Below are 15176 nucleotides of genomic sequence, written 5' to 3' on the forward strand. Positions count from 1 at the left end.
CCGGCCATGGCCGAACGGAAACACAGCGCCGGGAACGGCAAGAAGGGCGGCGGCCAGGGGGGCGGGGGCGGCGGCGAGTCCGGCATGGACCGGCTCCGCAGCGAGCTCACGGACTTCCTCGGCGCTCAGGCCCAGCATCTGTCGGACCGGGCGGGCGACGCGTTGGGCGGCCTCACCGACAAGCTGCAGGACGCCGCCGAGAACGGCGGCACGCTCTCGCGTGTGGGTGCCCGGGCGGCGAAGGGCGAGTCGCCGGTGAAGGCGGCCCTCTTCGAGAAGGCCAAGGACGTCAAGGACAGCGTCGTCGGCAAGGCGAAGGACCTGTTCTCGTCGGGTGGCGGCGGAGGCGGTGACGCCAAGGTCACCAACATCGTCGAAACCGTCGACGTGGGCGTCCCGCTGCGTACGGCGTACGACCACTGGACGCAGTTCGAGGAGTTCAGCGGCTTCACCAAGGGCGTCAAGAGCGTTTCCACGTCGGACGAGGTGAGCTCCGACTGGAAACTGAAGGTCGGCCCGTCCAACCGGAGTTGGAAGGCCACGGTGCAGGAGCAGCTGCCCGACGACAGGATCGTCTGGTCGTCCGAGGGCAGCAAGGGCAGCACACGCGGTGCCGTCAGTTTCCACGAACTCGGCCCGACACTGACCCGCATCGTCCTGATCGTCGAGTACTACCCGGCCGGCTTCTTCGAGAAGACCGGCAATCTGTGGCGCGCCCAGGGCCGTCGCATGCGGCTCGACCTCAAGCACTTCGCCCGTTACGTGACGTTGAACGCGGACGAGGAGGTGGAGGGCTGGCGCGGGGAGATCCGTGACGGCGAGGTCGTCCGGTCCCACGAGGAGGGGCTGGAGGACGACGAATCCGACGGCGACAACGGCGGCGGCCGCGAGGGCGAGGACGACTACGCCGAGAACGACGAGGACCACGACGCCGAGGAGGGCGAGAGCGACGAGCCCGAGGACGAGGACTATCCGGAGGACGCGGACGAGCCCGAGGACGAGGACGAAGAAGCGGACGACGAGTACGAGGACGACGACGAACGGGACCGTCGCCGTACGCGTCGGAGGCGGTGACCGGCTGTCATGAGCGATCTCGACACCTGGCGCACCCCGCAGGCCCCGCACGCGGTGGGCCCCGCCGACGGCAGTCTCGCGGACATCCTCGAACGCGTGCTGGACAAGGGCATCGTCATCGCCGGTGACATCAAGATCGACCTGCTGGACATCGAGCTGCTCACCATCCGGGTACGGCTGTTCATCGCCTCCGTCGACACGGCGCGCAAGGCCGGCATCGACTGGTGGGAGACGGACCCGGCACTCTCCTCGCGTGCGGCCCGCGACGCCCTCCGCGAGGAGAACCGCCGCCTGCGCGAACGGCTGGACGAACTGGACCCGGCCGGCGACCACACGGACCGCAAGGACCGCGAACTGCGCCGGGACCGCGACCCCCGGCAGGAACGCGACTCCCGCGAGGACCGCGACTCGCGCCAGGACCGCGACCCCAGGCAGGACTGCGACCCCCGGCAGGACCGGACGAAGGAGACTCGCCGCTGATGGCCGACACGACGACCGCCCCGCACGCCGTGTGTGTGTTCGCCGTCCGCCGGGGCCGCGGCCCGGACCTTCCGCCGGGGCTGTCGGGCCACGAGGGCGGCGGCCCCCTGCGTCTCATTCCGGTGGGCGCGCTGTGGGCCGTGGTCCAGGACGTTCCGGCGGACACGTACTCGGAGGAGTCCCTGCACGGCCGGCTCTCCGAGCCGGCGACCCTGGAACGCTGCGTGCGCGCCCACCACGCGGTGGTCACGGCGTTCGCCGCGCGGGGAGTAGCGGTCCCGCTTCCGCTGGCGACGCTCTTCCACTCGCAGGAACGGGCCCGGGCCGCGCTGCTGGCGCACACGCCCCGCTTTGAACGCGGTCTGAACCGGATCGCGGGCCGTGCGGAGTGGGCGGTGAAGGTCAATCTGCTCGCGGCCTCTTCCTCTTCCTCTTCCCCGGAACCGACATCCGCGTCGGCCCCGGCTTCGGCATCGGACCCGGCGCCGGGTCCGGCTTCGGCGCCGGGTCCGGCCACCGGCCGCGCCTACCTGGCCCGTCTTCGTGAGCGCGGTCAGGCACGGGAGCAGCGCAGGGAACGGGCCGTCGAGGCCGCCGAGTTGCTCGACCGGGCGGTCCTCTCCCTCGCCGACGCCACCGTACGACGGCGGCCGCACAGCGCCGAGGTCACCGGCCGCGACCGCGCCCAGATCATGAACGCCGCCTACCTGGTCCCCGAAGGCCGCGAGACCGAACTCCTGGCACTCGTGGCGGAGTTGCGGGCGGCGCCCGAGTTCCGGGACTCCGAGGTCGAGGTCACGGGCCCGTGGGTGCCGTACTCGTTCGTGGACGCGGCCTCCTTCACCGAGGTCGTGGGTAGTCCGGGCGCTCGCCCGACGGCCCCTGCGGAACCGCGCGACGAAGGCCCGCACGAGAGCGTCCCACAGAACGCAGCGGGGAGCCGCGCATGAGCCCGCACACGACCGCCGAACCCGTCTCCTGGCAGGGGCCGGACAGCGGCGCCCCCATCGGCGTCCCCCTGGTCGACCTCCTCGACCGGGTTCTGGGCACCGGCGTGGTGGTCAGCGGGGACCTGGTCATCGCCATCGCCGAGGTCCCCCTCGTACGTATCTCGCTGCACGCCCTGCTGGCGTCGGTGAGCGAGCGTGTTCCCGCGCCGTGGTCGGACGGGGGCCCGTTGTGACACCTACCGCCCGCGTGGACCTCGATGCCGAGGAGGTCGGGCGTGACCTGGCCTCGCTCGTCCTGACCGTCGTCGAACTGCTCCGTCAGCTGATGGAGCGCCAGGCGGTCCGCCGGTTCGACGCCGGTGATCTGACCGCCGAGCAGGAGGAGCGGGTCGGCACCGCGCTCATGCTCCTGGACGAACGCATGACGGAACTCTGCGAGCGCCACGGTCTGCGCCGCGAGGACCTGAACCTCGACCTGGGACCGCTCGGGTCACTGCTGCCGTACGACTGACCTGCGTCGTCGCCGCGACCCACCGGAGCCCCCTTCTCTTCTCTCTCCATTTCGCTTGTAGAAGGTCTCCTCCAGACAGACGGCGTCGTGCGGCTGATAGGGCTCCTCCAAGTAGACGGCCTCGTCGCCGCCGCGTTCAATGTCCGCGGCGGCGACCGCGTCGGCCAGTTGGGCCGCGGCGCTGTACCCGTTGGCGGTGTCAGGGAAGGTAACGCCGACCTCAAGGGCTTGCTTGATCATGTCCCGGCTGGCGTCGGGGCCCACCGACCAGGGCCCGCCGCCCCGGCCCGGCTCACCGGAACTCATGAGCCCACCGACTCGGGGCTACTCACTGCCATGCGGCCCTTCCGCGGACACGGATGACACCACTCGGGCACTCCCACCGGCCCCGCCCGTTCGCAGGCCGAGGTACTGACCGGCACGCAGACGGACTCGGTCGACACGAACCCGCCGCAGCGGCACAGCCCCACACCCACTCACCCCGGTGCCTTGTTTCGCTGGGATGGGGGTACTCGGAAGGCCACACGCTGGAAGGAGGCGTATGGCCGACATGTCGATGAGGGCCGTGGGCTGGGCCCGGTCGTTCCCCGTGTCCAGCGGGGCGCGGGAGGGGCGGCGCTGGGCGCGCGAGCACCTGGACTCCCTGGAGTGGACCGCGCACGCCCCGGACACCGTGGACGACGTACTGCTGACCGTGTCGGAGCTGATCACCAACGCTCACGTGCACGCGCAGAGCGCCGCGCAGCTGATCCTGACCTGGGACAGCCAGTGTCTGCACGTGAGCGTGCACGACTCGGATCCCGGTCTCCCCGCGCCTCGCGCCCTGGACACCACCTCGCCCGGCGGACGCGGTCTCGCGCTCGTCGACGCGCTCGCCAGCGACTGGCACACGCACGAGCAGCCGGACGGCAAGACGGTCACCGCCTGCTTCACGCCGCCGGCCGAAGCGCTGGCAGGGCGGTAAGCCTGGGCCACCCCCACGCCCCCCAGCAACCCCCAAGTAGCCGGCACCTGACCCCGCCGGGGCCCGCCGGGGCCCGCATCCGTCGGCGCGGATATGAGACTTGACTCTCACAATATGTGAGAGGACCCTCTCACGTCATGGACACCGGTAACCCTTTGGGCGATGTCGAGGTCACTGATCCCAAGGCGATGCGGGCGCTGGCGCACCCCGTGCGGCTGGCGATCCTCGAGCGCCTGCAGCGGCACGGCCCGGCGACGGCGACCCAACTCGCGCCCGACGTGGGGGCCACCCCCTCGGTGACCAGCTGGCATCTGCGCCATCTGGCGGGCTTCGGGCTGGTCCGTGACGCCGAGCCCGGCCCGGACCGTCGCCGGCGGCGGTGGGAGGCGGTGGCGCGGGGCTTCCGGTTCGAGGCCCCGGCGGATCCGGACGACGAGGAGGGCAGGTCGGCTGCGTGCGTCCTGTCCCAGGAGATGTTCCTGCGCTCCGGAGCCGTGCCGGACCGGTGGGCCGCCGAGATCGAACCCACCCTCGAACCGGAGTGGCGACGGCTTGCAGGTCTGGCGGACACCCGTGTTGTCGTCTCCGCCGACGAACTCGCCGCCATCGAGGACGCGATCGAACGCGTCCTGGCCCCTTACGTGACGCGCGACGAGGCCGCGCGCCCGGCCGACGGCCGTGGCGTCCGGCTGTTGCGTTACGCCCTGCCGGAGGGCGCAGCGGAGCAGACCGGCGGGACGGCATGAGCGCCACGGACCCGTCCTTACCCCTCTCGCTGTGGCGTGACCGGCCATTCCGTCTCTTCTGGGCCGGCCAGTCGATCTCGCAGTTCGGCGACCGGATCACCGAACTCGCCCTGCCGCTGATCGCCGTGGGAGCGCTGCACGCTTCGGCCGGTCAGGTCGCGTGGCTGACAGCGCTCATCTGGACCCCGAACCTGCTCGCGATCGTCCTCGGCGCCTGGGTCGACCACCGGGTTCACAAGCGGCGCCTGATGGTTATCGCCGACTTGGTACGGGCGGCGGTACTGCTCTCCGTACCGGCCGCCCACCTTCTGGGGGAGGTGACGCTCGGTCAGTTGTACGTCGTCGCCCTGCTGGCGGGAGCGGCCGGGGTGTTGTTCAACAACGCCTATCCGCCGTTCTTCGTCCGCCTGGTCCCCCGGTCGTCCTACGTCGACGCGAACAGCAAGCTCAGTACCAGCCGTTCCGCGTCGTACGTCGCCGGACCGGCCATCGGTGGCGCTCTGGTCCAGGCGTTGACCGCTCCCGTCGCCGTCGTCGTCGACGCCCTGACCTTCCTGGCGTCCGCGGTTCTGGTCGGACGGGTCCCGGTCGACGAGTCGCCGGCCGCCCCAGAGCGAGCGGCAGCGACCTCACTGCCGAGGCGCGCCCGGGAGGGACTGGTGTTCGTCGTCCGCCACCCGGTGCTGCGGGCGAGCCTCGGCTGCGCGGCAACCGTCAACTTCTTCACCTTCGTCGCGGGCAGCGGACTGATCGTGCTGTTCGCCGACCGCAACCTCCAACTGACCGCGGGCGCCATCGGGGTGGCGTTCGGAGTCGGCGCCACCGGCTCGCTCCTCGGTGCGGTAATCGCTCCGAGGGTCTCGCGAAGATTCGGCGTCGGCCGCAGCATCGTCGTGGGCGTCGTGCTGTTCCCGGCACCGATCGCTCTCGTCGCTGCCGCGGGCGGCCCCCTCTGGGCTCGCGCCGGCGCCTTGTCCGTGGCCGAGTTCCTCTCCGGAGTCGGCGTCATGCTGTTCGACGTCAACCTCAACTCCCTCCAGGCGGAGGTGATCCCCGACGGGCTGCGCAGCCGGGTCGCGGGTGCGTACAGCACGGTCAATTACGGCGTACGGCCTGTGGGTGCCGTGGTCGGGGGCCTTCTCGCCACCGTCATCGGCCTCCGGCCGACTCTCCTCATCGGGGCCGTCGGTGGAGCGCTGTCCCTGCTGTGGCTCCTGCCGTCGCCGATACCGCGCATCCACGCCCTGTCCTCGGCGACAGCCGCCTCGGTGCCTCGGTGAGGACCAGAAGCAACGCATGACCGATCATGGATGTGGCGCGTCGCCCCTCAACTCCCAGGAGATTGCCCCATGTCCGTCACCGCTGACCCCACGAACCTCCACCCCATGCCCGAACAGCCGCGGGTGGTCCTGCTCAAACCCCTGGTGAAGTCCCCGCTGATCGAGGTCGGGGAGTATTCCTACTACGACGACCCGGACGATCCCACCGCGTTCGAGACCCGCAACGTGCTCTACCACTACGGCCCGGAGAAGCTGGTCATCGGCAAGTTCTGCGCGCTGGCGACCGGCACGCGGTTCATCATGAACGGCGCCAACCACCGTATGGACGGCCCCTCCACGTTCCCCTTCCCCACCATGGGCGGCTCGTGGGCCGACCACTTCGACCTGCTGGCCGGGCTGCCGAGCCGGGGGGACACGGTGGTGGGCAACGATGTCTGGTTCGGCCACGGCACGACCGTGATGCCGGGCGTGCGGATCGGGCACGGCGCGATCATCGCCTCCGGAGCCGTGGTCACCGGGGACGTACCCGACTACGGCATCGTGGGCGGCAACCCGGCCCGCCTCATCCGCAAGCGGTACGAGGACCGGGACATCGCCCGCCTCCTCGCCGTGGCCTGGTGGGACTGGCCCGCCGAGCACATTACCGAGCACGTCCGCACGATCATGTCCGGCAGCATCGAGGACCTGGAGAACGCGGCGCCCGCACGCCCGCTTGCTTGATCGGCCGCACTCGTACGGGGGCCGGCGCCCCAGGCCCCGACTGACCGTCCCCAAGGGTCCCCCTTCGATACTCGGACGCATGCCCGAAACCTGGAGATCGGACGGCCGGGCGAATGACCACGGCTGTACCTCTGTTTCAGGAGGACGTAGTCCATTCCCGAAAGCGCCCGCGCTGTCGCGAGCATGCCCATAATGGCAAGACGGGGGACGGCATCGGGGGGCCTACGTGGATGCACCTGACCTGGCGGCGATGGCTGCGCAAGCTCTCTCCGCCGCGGCGTCAGGCGCCGCCAATACGGCGGTCTCGGATCTCGTACGCGGCAGACTGAGCCGCTCCCCTCGCGGGCAGGCCGCCCTGGACGAGTTGGCCAACGCACCACGTGATCCCGAGGCCAGCAGTAACCTGCAAGCCACCATTGCTGACGAGATCGGCAGCGACGCCGAGTTCGCTGGACGGCTCGCAGTGCTGCTCCACGCACCCTCACAACAGCACACTGGCAGCGTCGTCATGACAGGCAGCAAGGTGACGCGCAGCCAGATAGCGCTCGGCCCGCTGACCATCAACAACACCCGTGTCGGGCGGCTGTCTTTCGCTGCCGGCGTCTTCTTGGTGGTGCTGATCGTCGCGCTCGCCGCCTACGGAAGTGTGCGGTTGCTCGACGACTCCGACGGCTCACCACCCCATGCGTCGTCGGAACCCGGCACTACACGCTCTGCCAGTCGCGCCGCTGCCCTTCCGCCCACGACCGATACGGTCCGCCAGATCCTGCCGGGTCGAAGCAGTATGGACGCCCATGACTACCCCTGGGCCGGGACACCAGAGGTGCGGACGTCAGCGGCTGGTGTCGCCCTCTGCCGGGCAGCACCTGCATGCGAGCGGGGTGCCACCGCGGCCGGCGCGGTGGAGTTCGGCCGGGGCGAGAACAAAGGGGAGAACCGTGCCGAGTTTTTGGTCCTGGCGTTCCCGGACGCTGCTGCCGCCCACCGGGCCTACGGCGACATCGTGCAGGACCTCGAAGAGGCCGACCGCGGGTTCAACGACTTCCGCAAGGTAGCGCTGGAGCGACGCGGCGAGGAGAGTCAGGGTTTCGATGCGGACGGCACCGATACCAAGACCAACCCGGCACCGCCACTCATCAATCGCGAGCTGATTTTCCGGCGGGGCGCCTTCATCGGAGTAGCGCACCAGCTGGACGATCCGACCGAGCAGCGGAGCACCCGTATCCTCCGTCTGTCCGCCATACTTGCCGACCGCATCGCGAAGGCCGACGCCGGATCGACTCTGTAGGTCTGCGCTGCACGGCCGCCGCTGTCGCGGTGACCCGCGTGATCCTCTTACCTCCGAGGTAATCGCCTCCGCGTTCCCGTGCGGTCAGAGTTGGCGATGTCTCCGCGTCCGAGGGCACGGACCGCGACGGAGACACGGACCAGGACGGAGAGGACGGCCATGTCCATAGCCACACCCACGCATACGCGCGCCGTGGTGGAGGAGTTGCTCCGCAGAATCGGCGAGGGCGACCCCGAGCGCATCGCCGAGCTGTATGCCGAGCGGGGCGACTGGAAACTCGACTGGCCGGAGGCCGAGCACGGGCGCGCCGCCACGCCGTGGATCCGTCACCGCTCCACCAGGGCCGACGCGGCCGCCCACTATCGCGAGCTGGCCGAGAACCACGTGCCGGAGCGTGTGGCGACCGCGGTCGAGCGGATTCTCGTCGACGGAAGCGACGCCGTCGTGCTGGGCGAGATTCGTCAGACCGCCCGGCCCACCGGACGTGCCTACAAGGCGCGATTCGCTCTGCACCTCACCGTCGCAGACGGCCTTGTCACCCGGCACCACGTCTACGAAGACAGCCTGGCCGTCGCCCAGGCTTTCGAACCGGTGGATCAGTGAGGGGCCACCGGCAACTCGCGAAGGCGACGGGCCTCTGTCCCGTCGGTCACCATGCCGACCGATGAAGCGGGCGGGACGGCTGTGGCCAAGGCGTGACACAGGCATGCACATCAAGTGACGAGTGTGGACGGCGTAACTTCGGCTCCGCGCCGATACCTCAGGGAGTCTCCCCATGACGCGTTCCACCCTCAGCACCCACCGCCGCATGGCGGATTGGCCACCGCCGCCTCACTGTCCCTGGGACTGCTGACCGCGTGCGGATCCGAGTCCTCGGACGCCGACACGTCGGGCGCCAGGTCGTCCCAGAAGACCGAGTCACCTGCCAAGCCGTCCCACGACGGCGCGAAGGGCGACCGCAACGGGAAGAGCGGCTCCCAGCTTTCCACCCGAGCCGAAGGCCTCCCGGGCGGCGACTCCCTCACCTCCCACAACTTCCAGTTCAACGTCGACGGCGGCTCCGAGTACCTGGCCGAGGTCACCGCACTGCAGGTCGACCAGCCCATGGAGCAGACCCCCTCGAACAAGCTCATCCCCGGTGGGCAGCAAGCCGGCACGGTCACCGTGGTCCGTGGCACCGAGCAGTCCCAGCAGTTCACCGACCTGATCAACGGCGCCACCCAACCCGCGACAGCGTCCCTCAGCGTGTTGGACTCCGCGGGCAATCCGACGAAGCAGTACACCCTGCAAGAGCCGAGGGTCATCAAGGTCGACAACTCCGTGGCATGCGACGCCCAGAGCGTCACGGTCAAGTTCACGAACCTGACGATCGGAGAGGGCGTTTCCGCGGGACACTGGGACGACCCCCGGCCGGATCAGGGCGGCGGCGACATCGCAGGCCGGTACGGCCGCAGCACCGCCAGCCCCTCCTCGGGTCCGACCCTCATGGCGAAGTCGAACCGGTCCACCTCCACGCACAGTTCCACGTCGTCGGGGTGAGTTCCCCTGCGGCGCCCCACCCGCAGATCGTCCGCGGCTGAGGAGGTGCGGGCCCGGTGCAGGTAAGGGCCGGGGTCCGGCCGCTCCCCCGCGACGCAACGGTCCAAGTACTGGGCGCAGGCCAGATCTTCGACGGCGTGACCCTCCTCGCCGGTGGCCACGAATGTCACCGATTCGGCGCCGGACTCCATCAAGGCCCGGGCCGTGGCACCGGCCACGGCGAAGCTCGCGCACAGTGCCAGCTCCGCCTCGACGACCGCCAAGGCGCCGACCGTTCCCGCGGTGGTCTTCTGGATCACCGTACGACCGGTGAGATCGGCCTCCCGGATCCGGCCGGGTGAATTGACCAGATCGAACCCGCTGGCCGGCGCGCCGTCCTTGAGCGCGAGCGAGCCGGGGTGACTCGCCTTGATCGCCAGCGCCTCGTCCACGTCCGCGGCGAGGACGATCTTGTCCGCGCCGCGGTGGAAAACCCACGCGGCGGTGGTGAACGCCCGCATCACGTCGATCACCACGACCACCCGCTCGGCGCCGTCCACCTCGGGTATTCCGATCGTCCGCGAGTCCATGCCGGAGATGATCGCAGCCCGCCGAAGCCGCCTACAAGGCGATTTGACGCGCCGGAGCGGACGAAACGGTACGTATGCGGGGAGGGGCGAGCGCGAAAGGGGCGAGCCAGGATCAGCGCCGCAAGGACGATCGCAAGGCGGGCCCCGAGCAGGGTGTGCTGCGGCTCCGCGCACGAGGCGGTGGTCCAGGGCCGCCGGCGAAGTCTCGGACTCCTCCGGATGGCAGCGGGCCTCCTTGCAGCCACCGCCCAAGGCCGCCAACTCGGCCTCCTGTTACGCCATTTGGTGCCGATGCCGTGCCGCGCTGAACTCCACCCGTCGCGCGCCAACTCCACTGCTCACAGGCAGGCCAGGATGACGCACTGCGTCCCAATGCGCCGCGTACGTGAGGACATCGGCTGCGCGACGGGGGGACTTCGGGCCGACCAGGGCCCGTACGTCCTCGAAGACCTCTGCGGGGCGGACATCGATGCTCATGGCCGCAGAATGTAGCGCCACGGCTGGCGCAATGTAAGTGCGACGCCCTGAAGAGTGGGCGCAGCGTTTGCAACCCCTCCGCATTTCGCCGCAGAGCCAATGCGGGAGGGCCCCTTTTTAACAGTTCCCTTGCTGTTCTGTTAAAAGCTCCCCTGGTCACGGGCCTTGTCCAAGGGAACGGCGCTGAGCCAGAGTTCATGCCGCGGCGAGCCCCACGCTCACCGCCGGGCAGGAACCCCACCTTCGGCGATACCTCACGTGGACACGCCCCACGTGTTTCCCCGTATTACCCGAGAGTTCCCGCCTGCCATCCGGAAGGAATGAATGTGTCGCATTCTCGTAGATACAGATTCGCCGCCGCGGCCGCCCTGCTCTCGGCATCAGTGGTCGTGGGAACCCAGGCCACGGCGCAGGCAGAAGCACCCGCCAAGGACGCCGCGCCCGTCTCGCGCTACCAGCCGGAGATGGTGCGGGCGCTCGCCGCGTCGCTCGGCGTGAGCGAGCGTGCCGCGGTCGGCCGGCTCGACCGGCAGGCCGCTCAGCAGGCCAGGCTCGCCGAGCTGAAGAAGGGCGGGATATCCGAGGACGGCGCGTTCTTCGACGCCGCCGGCCGGCTGACCGTCAACGTCGACGACAGCGCTGACACCGCCGCCGTCGAGAAGGCCGGTCTCGAAGCCCGCGTGCCGGCCCGTGGCGAGGACGAGCTCGACGGGATCAAGGCGGGGCTCGACGCCGCGGCCGCCCGGCGTGCCCCTGCCGGTGTCGTCGACTGGGCCGTGGACCTGGCGTCGGACAAGGTCACCGTGAAGGTCAACAGTGACCGCGGGGCTGCCGCGAAGGCGTTCCTCGCCAAGGCCGCGACGTACGGCTCCGCCGTCAAGGTCGTCCGGGACCAGGACAAGCGCGCACCGCAGGCCGCGATCGCCCCCGGCAGCAAGATGACGATCAACGACACCAACGGCTGGTGTTCCGTCGGCTACGGCGCCCACGACCGGTCCGGCCGTCAGTACCTCGTCAGCGCGGGCCAATGCATCGCCGGTCTGCCCACCCTGCGCTTCGACGGCACCGCATTCGCCAAGGGCTCCCACACCCGCTTCGCGATCGGCACCAACAGTGTCGACATGGGCGTCGCCACCATCAACTCGGGCCACTCGATCACGACGAAGGTCGGCACCTGGGGCCAGGCCGGGAACGTGGCCGTCAACGGCAGTCGCCGCGCCGCGTCCGGTGCCGCGCTCTGCAAGTCCGGGGCGACCACCGGCTGGACCTGCGGCAAGGTCGGTTCGTACAACGTCTCCGTCACCTACGTCGACCGCAACGGCGGCCCCGACACCGTCGTCACGGGGCTCGCGACCTCCAGCGTCTGCACCGAGGGCGGCGACAGCGGCGGCGCGTACATCTCCGGCAACCAGGCCCAGGGCATGACCTCCGGCGGCCCGGTCGACCAGGAGTGCACGGGAGGCGTCAACTCGCGCGGTTCCTCCTACTTCCAGCCGCTCGACGACGCCCTCTCCTACTACGGCCTGACGCTCAACACCGACTGACCGTCCTTCCAGGGACGACCAGGGGCCGCTCACCGGCTATGGTGGGCGGCCCCTGGTCGCCCGTGTGGCCGGAAACCGCCGTTGAGCCGCCTTCATCGGAGCGCGGGACCACCGCCCCAAGAGCCGATGGTGTCTCCCGCCCGCCGAAAGACGCCATGCCGAACACCCCCCACCCCGAAGGGTCCGACACGACGTTCGCCACCGTGTTCCGTCAGGCCCTCCAACAGCGCGGGCTGCCGCTGGAACGCATACGCGACCACCTCAGGGCCCAGCAGATCACCGTCAGCCTCGCCACCCTCAGCCACTGGCAGCGCGGCCGCAGCCAGCCGGAGCGGGCCCAATCACTGCGCGCCGTGGACGCGTTGGAGCCACTGCTCCATCTCCCCGCCGGCACCCTGCGCTCGCTGCTGGGCCCGCATCGCCCGCGCGGCGGTCCCCCGCCCCTCGATCCGGCCGTCGCCCGCACGGTCTACGGCGAGAACTCCGACGTGGAGCAGGCGCTCGGCGACGCGTTCCCCCGCTTCAACGAGGGGCTGCGGCCCTTGACCATCCAGGAGACGGTGAGTCTGGACGAGCACCGCTCCATCCACGAGACGTCGATCACCACGGTCGTGCAGGCCGTCCGCGACGCCGTCCAGCATCTGACCGTCGTCCACTTCCTCGACTCCCCGAAGGCCGGGACGGTGGACCTCGTCGTCCCGTACGGGCCGGCGCCCCGCATGCGCTTCCTGCCCGAACTCGGCTGTGTGGCGGCCGACATCCCCCTCGGGCGGCAACTGGCCCGGACGGAGACCGCGGTGGTGGCCTACACGCTCCGGGCCACCTCGGACGTCTCCCACCAGCACGAGCGCCGCGTCACCACGCCGCTGCGGGCCTACTTGCTGCACGTGCGGTTCCATCCCCGGGCGCTCCCCGCCAGCTGCTGGAGCTATCACCGCCGGCAGATCGGCGCCGAGCCCCAGCACCGGCATCGCACCTCGCTCGACGCCTTCCACACGACCCATCTGCTGCCCACGCACTGCAAGCCGGGCGTCTACGGGATCGAGTGGAAGTGGCCCGAGTGACGCGGCGCCCGACGGCGCGGCGGTGAGTGAGGCGTGGCGGTGAGTGGGGTGGAGCGGCGCCCCGGGCGCGGCTGCAGCCCGGCTACAGCCCCAGGTCCAGGGCGAGGCACGAGTAGTACTTCCACGAGCCCTCGGAGTGGTAGGTGCCGGCCTCCCTGCCGCTCCGTCCGGCCTCCATCTCCTCGGTCATGTCCTCGAAGCGGATGCGCTCGGGCAGGCGGCCGTACCGTTCGTGTCGCGCCGCGGCGGCGGTGTCGGAAGCGGCGGTCCCGGTGCCGGCACCGGTGAGTTCCCTGTTCATGACGAGCTCCCCTTCGATGTGCATGCGCGTGCGGATGTGGACCCCGTTACGCTCGTCACCACTTTAACCAGTGACGCACTGTTCCGCACCACCTGAGCGCCGACGCCCACCATCTCGGCGCCTGGGGCGAGTTCGGGCACACTCGGACGTCCGCGCGCGTCTGAGACCGGAGAAGCGTCATGAGTCCTCACCAGCAGTGCCCGCACGAGGAGCGCAGGGTGATCATCGATCCCGCCTTCAAGGCCGACGCGCCCGCGCGCTACGCCCGGCTCCGCGAGCTGGGCCCCATCCACCCGGCGGAGTTCCACCTGGGCCTGAAGGGCTGGGTGGTCGTCGGCCACGAACTGGCCAGACAAGCGCTGACCCACCCCGCCCTCCTCAAGGACGCCACCCCCGCCGCCGACGCGCTGGCCGCCGCCGGCTACGTCCTGCACAAACCCTCGGTCGGGCTCGGCGCGCAGATGATGGAGGCAGACCCGCCCGAACACACCCGGCTGCGGCGGCTGGCCGCGGCGGCCTTCACGCCGCGCCGCACGGCCGACATGGCACCACGCGTCGAACGGATCGCCCACGGTCTCATCGACGCGATGCCGGCGTCCGGCGAGATCGACCTCGTCGAGGCGTTCAACGCCCCCTTGCCCGCCAAGGTCATCGCCGAGCTCCTCGGCATCCCGGACGAACACCACCTCGACTTCAGCCGCTGGTCGGGGCAGGCCCTCCAGGTGGCGTCGCCCGAGCACCGGACGGCACTCGCCTCCCTGCACGGACTGCTGGCCGACCTGGTCGCGCGCAAGCGGCGCCGGCCCGCGGACGATCTACTGTCCGCCCTGGTGGCCGTGCGCGACACGGACGACGGTCGGCTCTCCGAGGAGGAGCTGGTCGGGACGGCGATGATGCTGGTCGTCGCCGGGCACGAGAGCACCGTTCATCTGCTCGGCAACGCGGAGCTGGCGCTCCTGCGCCGGCCCGACCAGCTGGAGTTGTTGCGCGGGCGGCCCGATCTGATGCCCGGTGCGGTGGAGGAGTTCCTGCGCCACGACACGTCCGTCGAGCGCTCGACGAGCCGGTACGCCGCGCGGGACATCGAGCTGGGCGGGGTGCCGATTCCCCGGGGAGGCATGGTCGTCGTCGCTCTCGGCTCGGCGGGACACGACGCCCCGCAGGCCGACGGCGACGGCGTCGAGCGAGCGGCCCCGAACGCGCCCGACGCGCTCGACGTGACCCGCAAGGGCGCCCGCCACCTCGCCTTCGGCCACGGCATCCACCACTGCCTGGGCGCCCCGCTCGCCCGCCTGGAGACGGCCATCGCACTGCGCACCCTGCTGTCCCGCGTCCCCGAACTGGAGCTCGCCGTACGACCGGAGGCGCTCGACTGGATCGGTTCCGGAATCATCCGCGGGGTGCGGTCCCTGCCGGTGCGCTACCGCGTGCGGGCCGCCTGACCGGTTCGGCCGGTGACGGAACGGTCGGGTTTTCGCTGGACGAAATGGAGACGTAGCAGGGATCGACGCCTGCTACGCTCCGAATGAGCGCACGTGGCGATCACATGGGTCACGGCCGCGCGGATGCGAGACTGATCAGCACTGATCATCGGCGTATTGATCGAGGAGTCACAGACGTGGTGGGTGAAGACGACATCTCCGGATGAGATCCGGGTGTGACAGGCCAC

General features: G+C 70.4%; 16 protein-coding genes and 2 pseudogenes. 15 read left to right on the forward strand and 3 right to left on the reverse strand.

The window, feature by feature from the left end; all coding sequences use genetic code 11:
* The first annotated feature begins 6 nt into the window (after positions 1-6).
* The 5 genes and pseudogenes from ACZ6B8_RS18560 to ACZ6B8_RS18580 all read left to right on the forward strand — a co-directional run bounded on the left by ACZ6B8_RS18560 (position 7) and on the right by ACZ6B8_RS18580 (position 3015).
* On the forward strand, positions 7-1074 hold the full coding sequence (locus ACZ6B8_RS18560) for an SRPBCC family protein (protein WP_471607871.1): 1068 nt from the start codon (positions 7-9) through the stop codon (positions 1072-1074).
* 9 nt (positions 1075-1083) lie between these two features.
* Positions 1084-1410, forward strand: a pseudogene (gene gvpJ / locus ACZ6B8_RS18565) (gas vesicle protein GvpJ); the annotation flags it as partial.
* Between the two features lie 143 nt (positions 1411-1553).
* Positions 1554-2504 (forward strand): GvpL/GvpF family gas vesicle protein, encoded by a 951-nt coding sequence (locus tag ACZ6B8_RS18570; RefSeq protein WP_471607872.1) that lies wholly within the window; start codon positions 1554-1556, stop codon positions 2502-2504.
* Positions 2501-2737: a gas vesicle protein gene (locus ACZ6B8_RS18575; RefSeq protein ID WP_471082762.1), complete on the forward strand. Its 237-nt coding sequence runs from the start codon at positions 2501-2503 to the stop codon at positions 2735-2737. Before ACZ6B8_RS18570 ends, ACZ6B8_RS18575 begins: the two co-directional genes overlap by 4 nt.
* A 14-nt stretch (positions 2738-2751) precedes the next feature.
* Positions 2752-3015 (forward strand): gas vesicle protein K, encoded by a 264-nt coding sequence (locus ACZ6B8_RS18580; protein WP_471082759.1) that lies wholly within the window; start codon positions 2752-2754, stop codon positions 3013-3015.
* Here the strand turns inward: ACZ6B8_RS18580 and ACZ6B8_RS18585 are convergent.
* Positions 2995-3321 (reverse strand): hypothetical protein, encoded by a 327-nt coding sequence (locus ACZ6B8_RS18585; RefSeq protein WP_471607873.1) that lies wholly within the window; start codon positions 3319-3321, stop codon positions 2995-2997. The two genes, ACZ6B8_RS18580 and ACZ6B8_RS18585, sit on opposite strands and share 21 nt — an antisense overlap.
* Before the next feature lie 235 nt (positions 3322-3556).
* Here ACZ6B8_RS18585 and ACZ6B8_RS18590 point away from each other — a divergent pair, with 235 nt between their 5' ends.
* The 7 genes and pseudogenes from ACZ6B8_RS18590 to ACZ6B8_RS18620 all read left to right on the forward strand — a co-directional run.
* Positions 3557-3979 (forward strand): ATP-binding protein, encoded by a 423-nt coding sequence (locus tag ACZ6B8_RS18590; protein ID WP_471082754.1) that lies wholly within the window; start codon positions 3557-3559, stop codon positions 3977-3979.
* A 137-nt stretch (positions 3980-4116) separates the two neighbouring features.
* The gene (locus ACZ6B8_RS18595) at positions 4117-4725 is read left to right on the forward strand and encodes an ArsR/SmtB family transcription factor (RefSeq protein ID WP_471607874.1); all 609 of its coding nucleotides are present in this window, start codon (positions 4117-4119) and stop codon (positions 4723-4725) included.
* On the forward strand, positions 4722-6005 hold the full coding sequence (locus tag ACZ6B8_RS18600; protein WP_471607875.1) for an MFS transporter: 1284 nt from the start codon (positions 4722-4724) through the stop codon (positions 6003-6005). Before ACZ6B8_RS18595 ends, ACZ6B8_RS18600 begins: the two co-directional genes overlap by 4 nt.
* A gap of 69 nt (positions 6006-6074) precedes the next feature.
* Positions 6075-6725, forward strand: a complete 651-nt coding sequence (locus ACZ6B8_RS18605) for a CatB-related O-acetyltransferase (RefSeq protein ID WP_471082745.1) — start codon at positions 6075-6077, stop codon at positions 6723-6725.
* Between the two features lie 226 nt (positions 6726-6951).
* A complete protein-coding gene (locus ACZ6B8_RS18610) occupies positions 6952-8013 on the forward strand; it encodes a hypothetical protein (protein WP_471607876.1) in 1062 nt (353 codons plus the stop codon).
* A 159-nt stretch (positions 8014-8172) separates the two neighbouring features.
* On the forward strand, positions 8173-8616 hold the full coding sequence (locus tag ACZ6B8_RS18615; protein WP_471607877.1) for a nuclear transport factor 2 family protein: 444 nt from the start codon (positions 8173-8175) through the stop codon (positions 8614-8616).
* 123 nt (positions 8617-8739) lie between these two features.
* Positions 8740-9369: pseudogene (locus ACZ6B8_RS18620) on the forward strand (phage tail protein); the annotation flags it as partial.
* 59 nt (positions 9370-9428) lie between these two features.
* Here ACZ6B8_RS18620 and ACZ6B8_RS18625 read toward each other — a convergent pair.
* Positions 9429-10121 (reverse strand): 2-phosphosulfolactate phosphatase, encoded by a 693-nt coding sequence (locus ACZ6B8_RS18625; RefSeq protein WP_471607878.1) that lies wholly within the window; start codon positions 10119-10121, stop codon positions 9429-9431.
* A gap of 797 nt (positions 10122-10918) precedes the next feature.
* On the opposite strand from ACZ6B8_RS18625, the gene ACZ6B8_RS18630 reads away from it, so the two are divergent.
* Positions 10919-12142 (forward strand): S1 family peptidase, encoded by a 1224-nt coding sequence (locus tag ACZ6B8_RS18630; protein WP_471607879.1) that lies wholly within the window; start codon positions 10919-10921, stop codon positions 12140-12142.
* A 155-nt stretch (positions 12143-12297) separates the two neighbouring features.
* On the forward strand, positions 12298-13206 hold the full coding sequence (locus ACZ6B8_RS18635) for a hypothetical protein (RefSeq protein ID WP_471082731.1): 909 nt from the start codon (positions 12298-12300) through the stop codon (positions 13204-13206).
* Positions 13207-13288: 82 nt separating this feature from the next.
* On the opposite strand, the gene ACZ6B8_RS18640 is transcribed toward ACZ6B8_RS18635, so the two are convergent.
* On the reverse strand, positions 13289-13507 hold the full coding sequence (locus ACZ6B8_RS18640; RefSeq protein ID WP_471607880.1) for a hypothetical protein: 219 nt from the start codon (positions 13505-13507) through the stop codon (positions 13289-13291).
* Between the two features lie 179 nt (positions 13508-13686).
* On the opposite strand from ACZ6B8_RS18640, the gene ACZ6B8_RS18645 reads away from it, so the two are divergent.
* On the forward strand, positions 13687-14949 hold the full coding sequence (locus tag ACZ6B8_RS18645) for a cytochrome P450 family protein (RefSeq protein ID WP_471607881.1): 1263 nt from the start codon (positions 13687-13689) through the stop codon (positions 14947-14949).
* Positions 14950-15176 lie beyond the last annotated feature (227 nt).

The sequence above is a fragment of the Streptomyces sp. NPDC041122 genome, from assembly GCF_055592445.1.

Bases quoted from the DNA above. Each gene is read 5' to 3' on its own strand.
- ACZ6B8_RS18635 (WP_471082731.1), top strand. From the start codon at position 12,298: ATGCCGAACACCCCCCACCCCGAAGGGTCCGACACGACGTTCGCCACC.
- ACZ6B8_RS18570 (WP_471607872.1), top strand. From the start codon at position 1,554: ATGGCCGACACGACGACCGCCCCGCACGCCGTGTGTGTGTTCGCCGTC.
- ACZ6B8_RS18560 (WP_471607871.1), top strand. From the start codon at position 7: ATGGCCGAACGGAAACACAGCGCCGGGAACGGCAAGAAGGGCGGCGGC.
- ACZ6B8_RS18615 (WP_471607877.1), top strand. From the start codon at position 8,173: ATGTCCATAGCCACACCCACGCATACGCGCGCCGTGGTGGAGGAGTTG.
- ACZ6B8_RS18590 (WP_471082754.1), top strand. From the start codon at position 3,557: ATGGCCGACATGTCGATGAGGGCCGTGGGCTGGGCCCGGTCGTTCCCC.
- ACZ6B8_RS18585 (WP_471607873.1), bottom strand. From the start codon at position 3,321: ATGAGTTCCGGTGAGCCGGGCCGGGGCGGCGGGCCCTGGTCGGTGGGC.
- ACZ6B8_RS18630 (WP_471607879.1), top strand. From the start codon at position 10,919: ATGAATGTGTCGCATTCTCGTAGATACAGATTCGCCGCCGCGGCCGCC.
- ACZ6B8_RS18575 (WP_471082762.1), top strand. From the start codon at position 2,501: ATGAGCCCGCACACGACCGCCGAACCCGTCTCCTGGCAGGGGCCGGAC.
- ACZ6B8_RS18605 (WP_471082745.1), top strand. From the start codon at position 6,075: ATGTCCGTCACCGCTGACCCCACGAACCTCCACCCCATGCCCGAACAG.
- ACZ6B8_RS18625 (WP_471607878.1), bottom strand. From the start codon at position 10,121: ATGGACTCGCGGACGATCGGAATACCCGAGGTGGACGGCGCCGAGCGG.
- ACZ6B8_RS18645 (WP_471607881.1), top strand. From the start codon at position 13,687: ATGAGTCCTCACCAGCAGTGCCCGCACGAGGAGCGCAGGGTGATCATC.
- ACZ6B8_RS18600 (WP_471607875.1), top strand. From the start codon at position 4,722: ATGAGCGCCACGGACCCGTCCTTACCCCTCTCGCTGTGGCGTGACCGG.
- ACZ6B8_RS18595 (WP_471607874.1), top strand. From the start codon at position 4,117: ATGGACACCGGTAACCCTTTGGGCGATGTCGAGGTCACTGATCCCAAG.
- ACZ6B8_RS18640 (WP_471607880.1), bottom strand. From the start codon at position 13,507: ATGAACAGGGAACTCACCGGTGCCGGCACCGGGACCGCCGCTTCCGAC.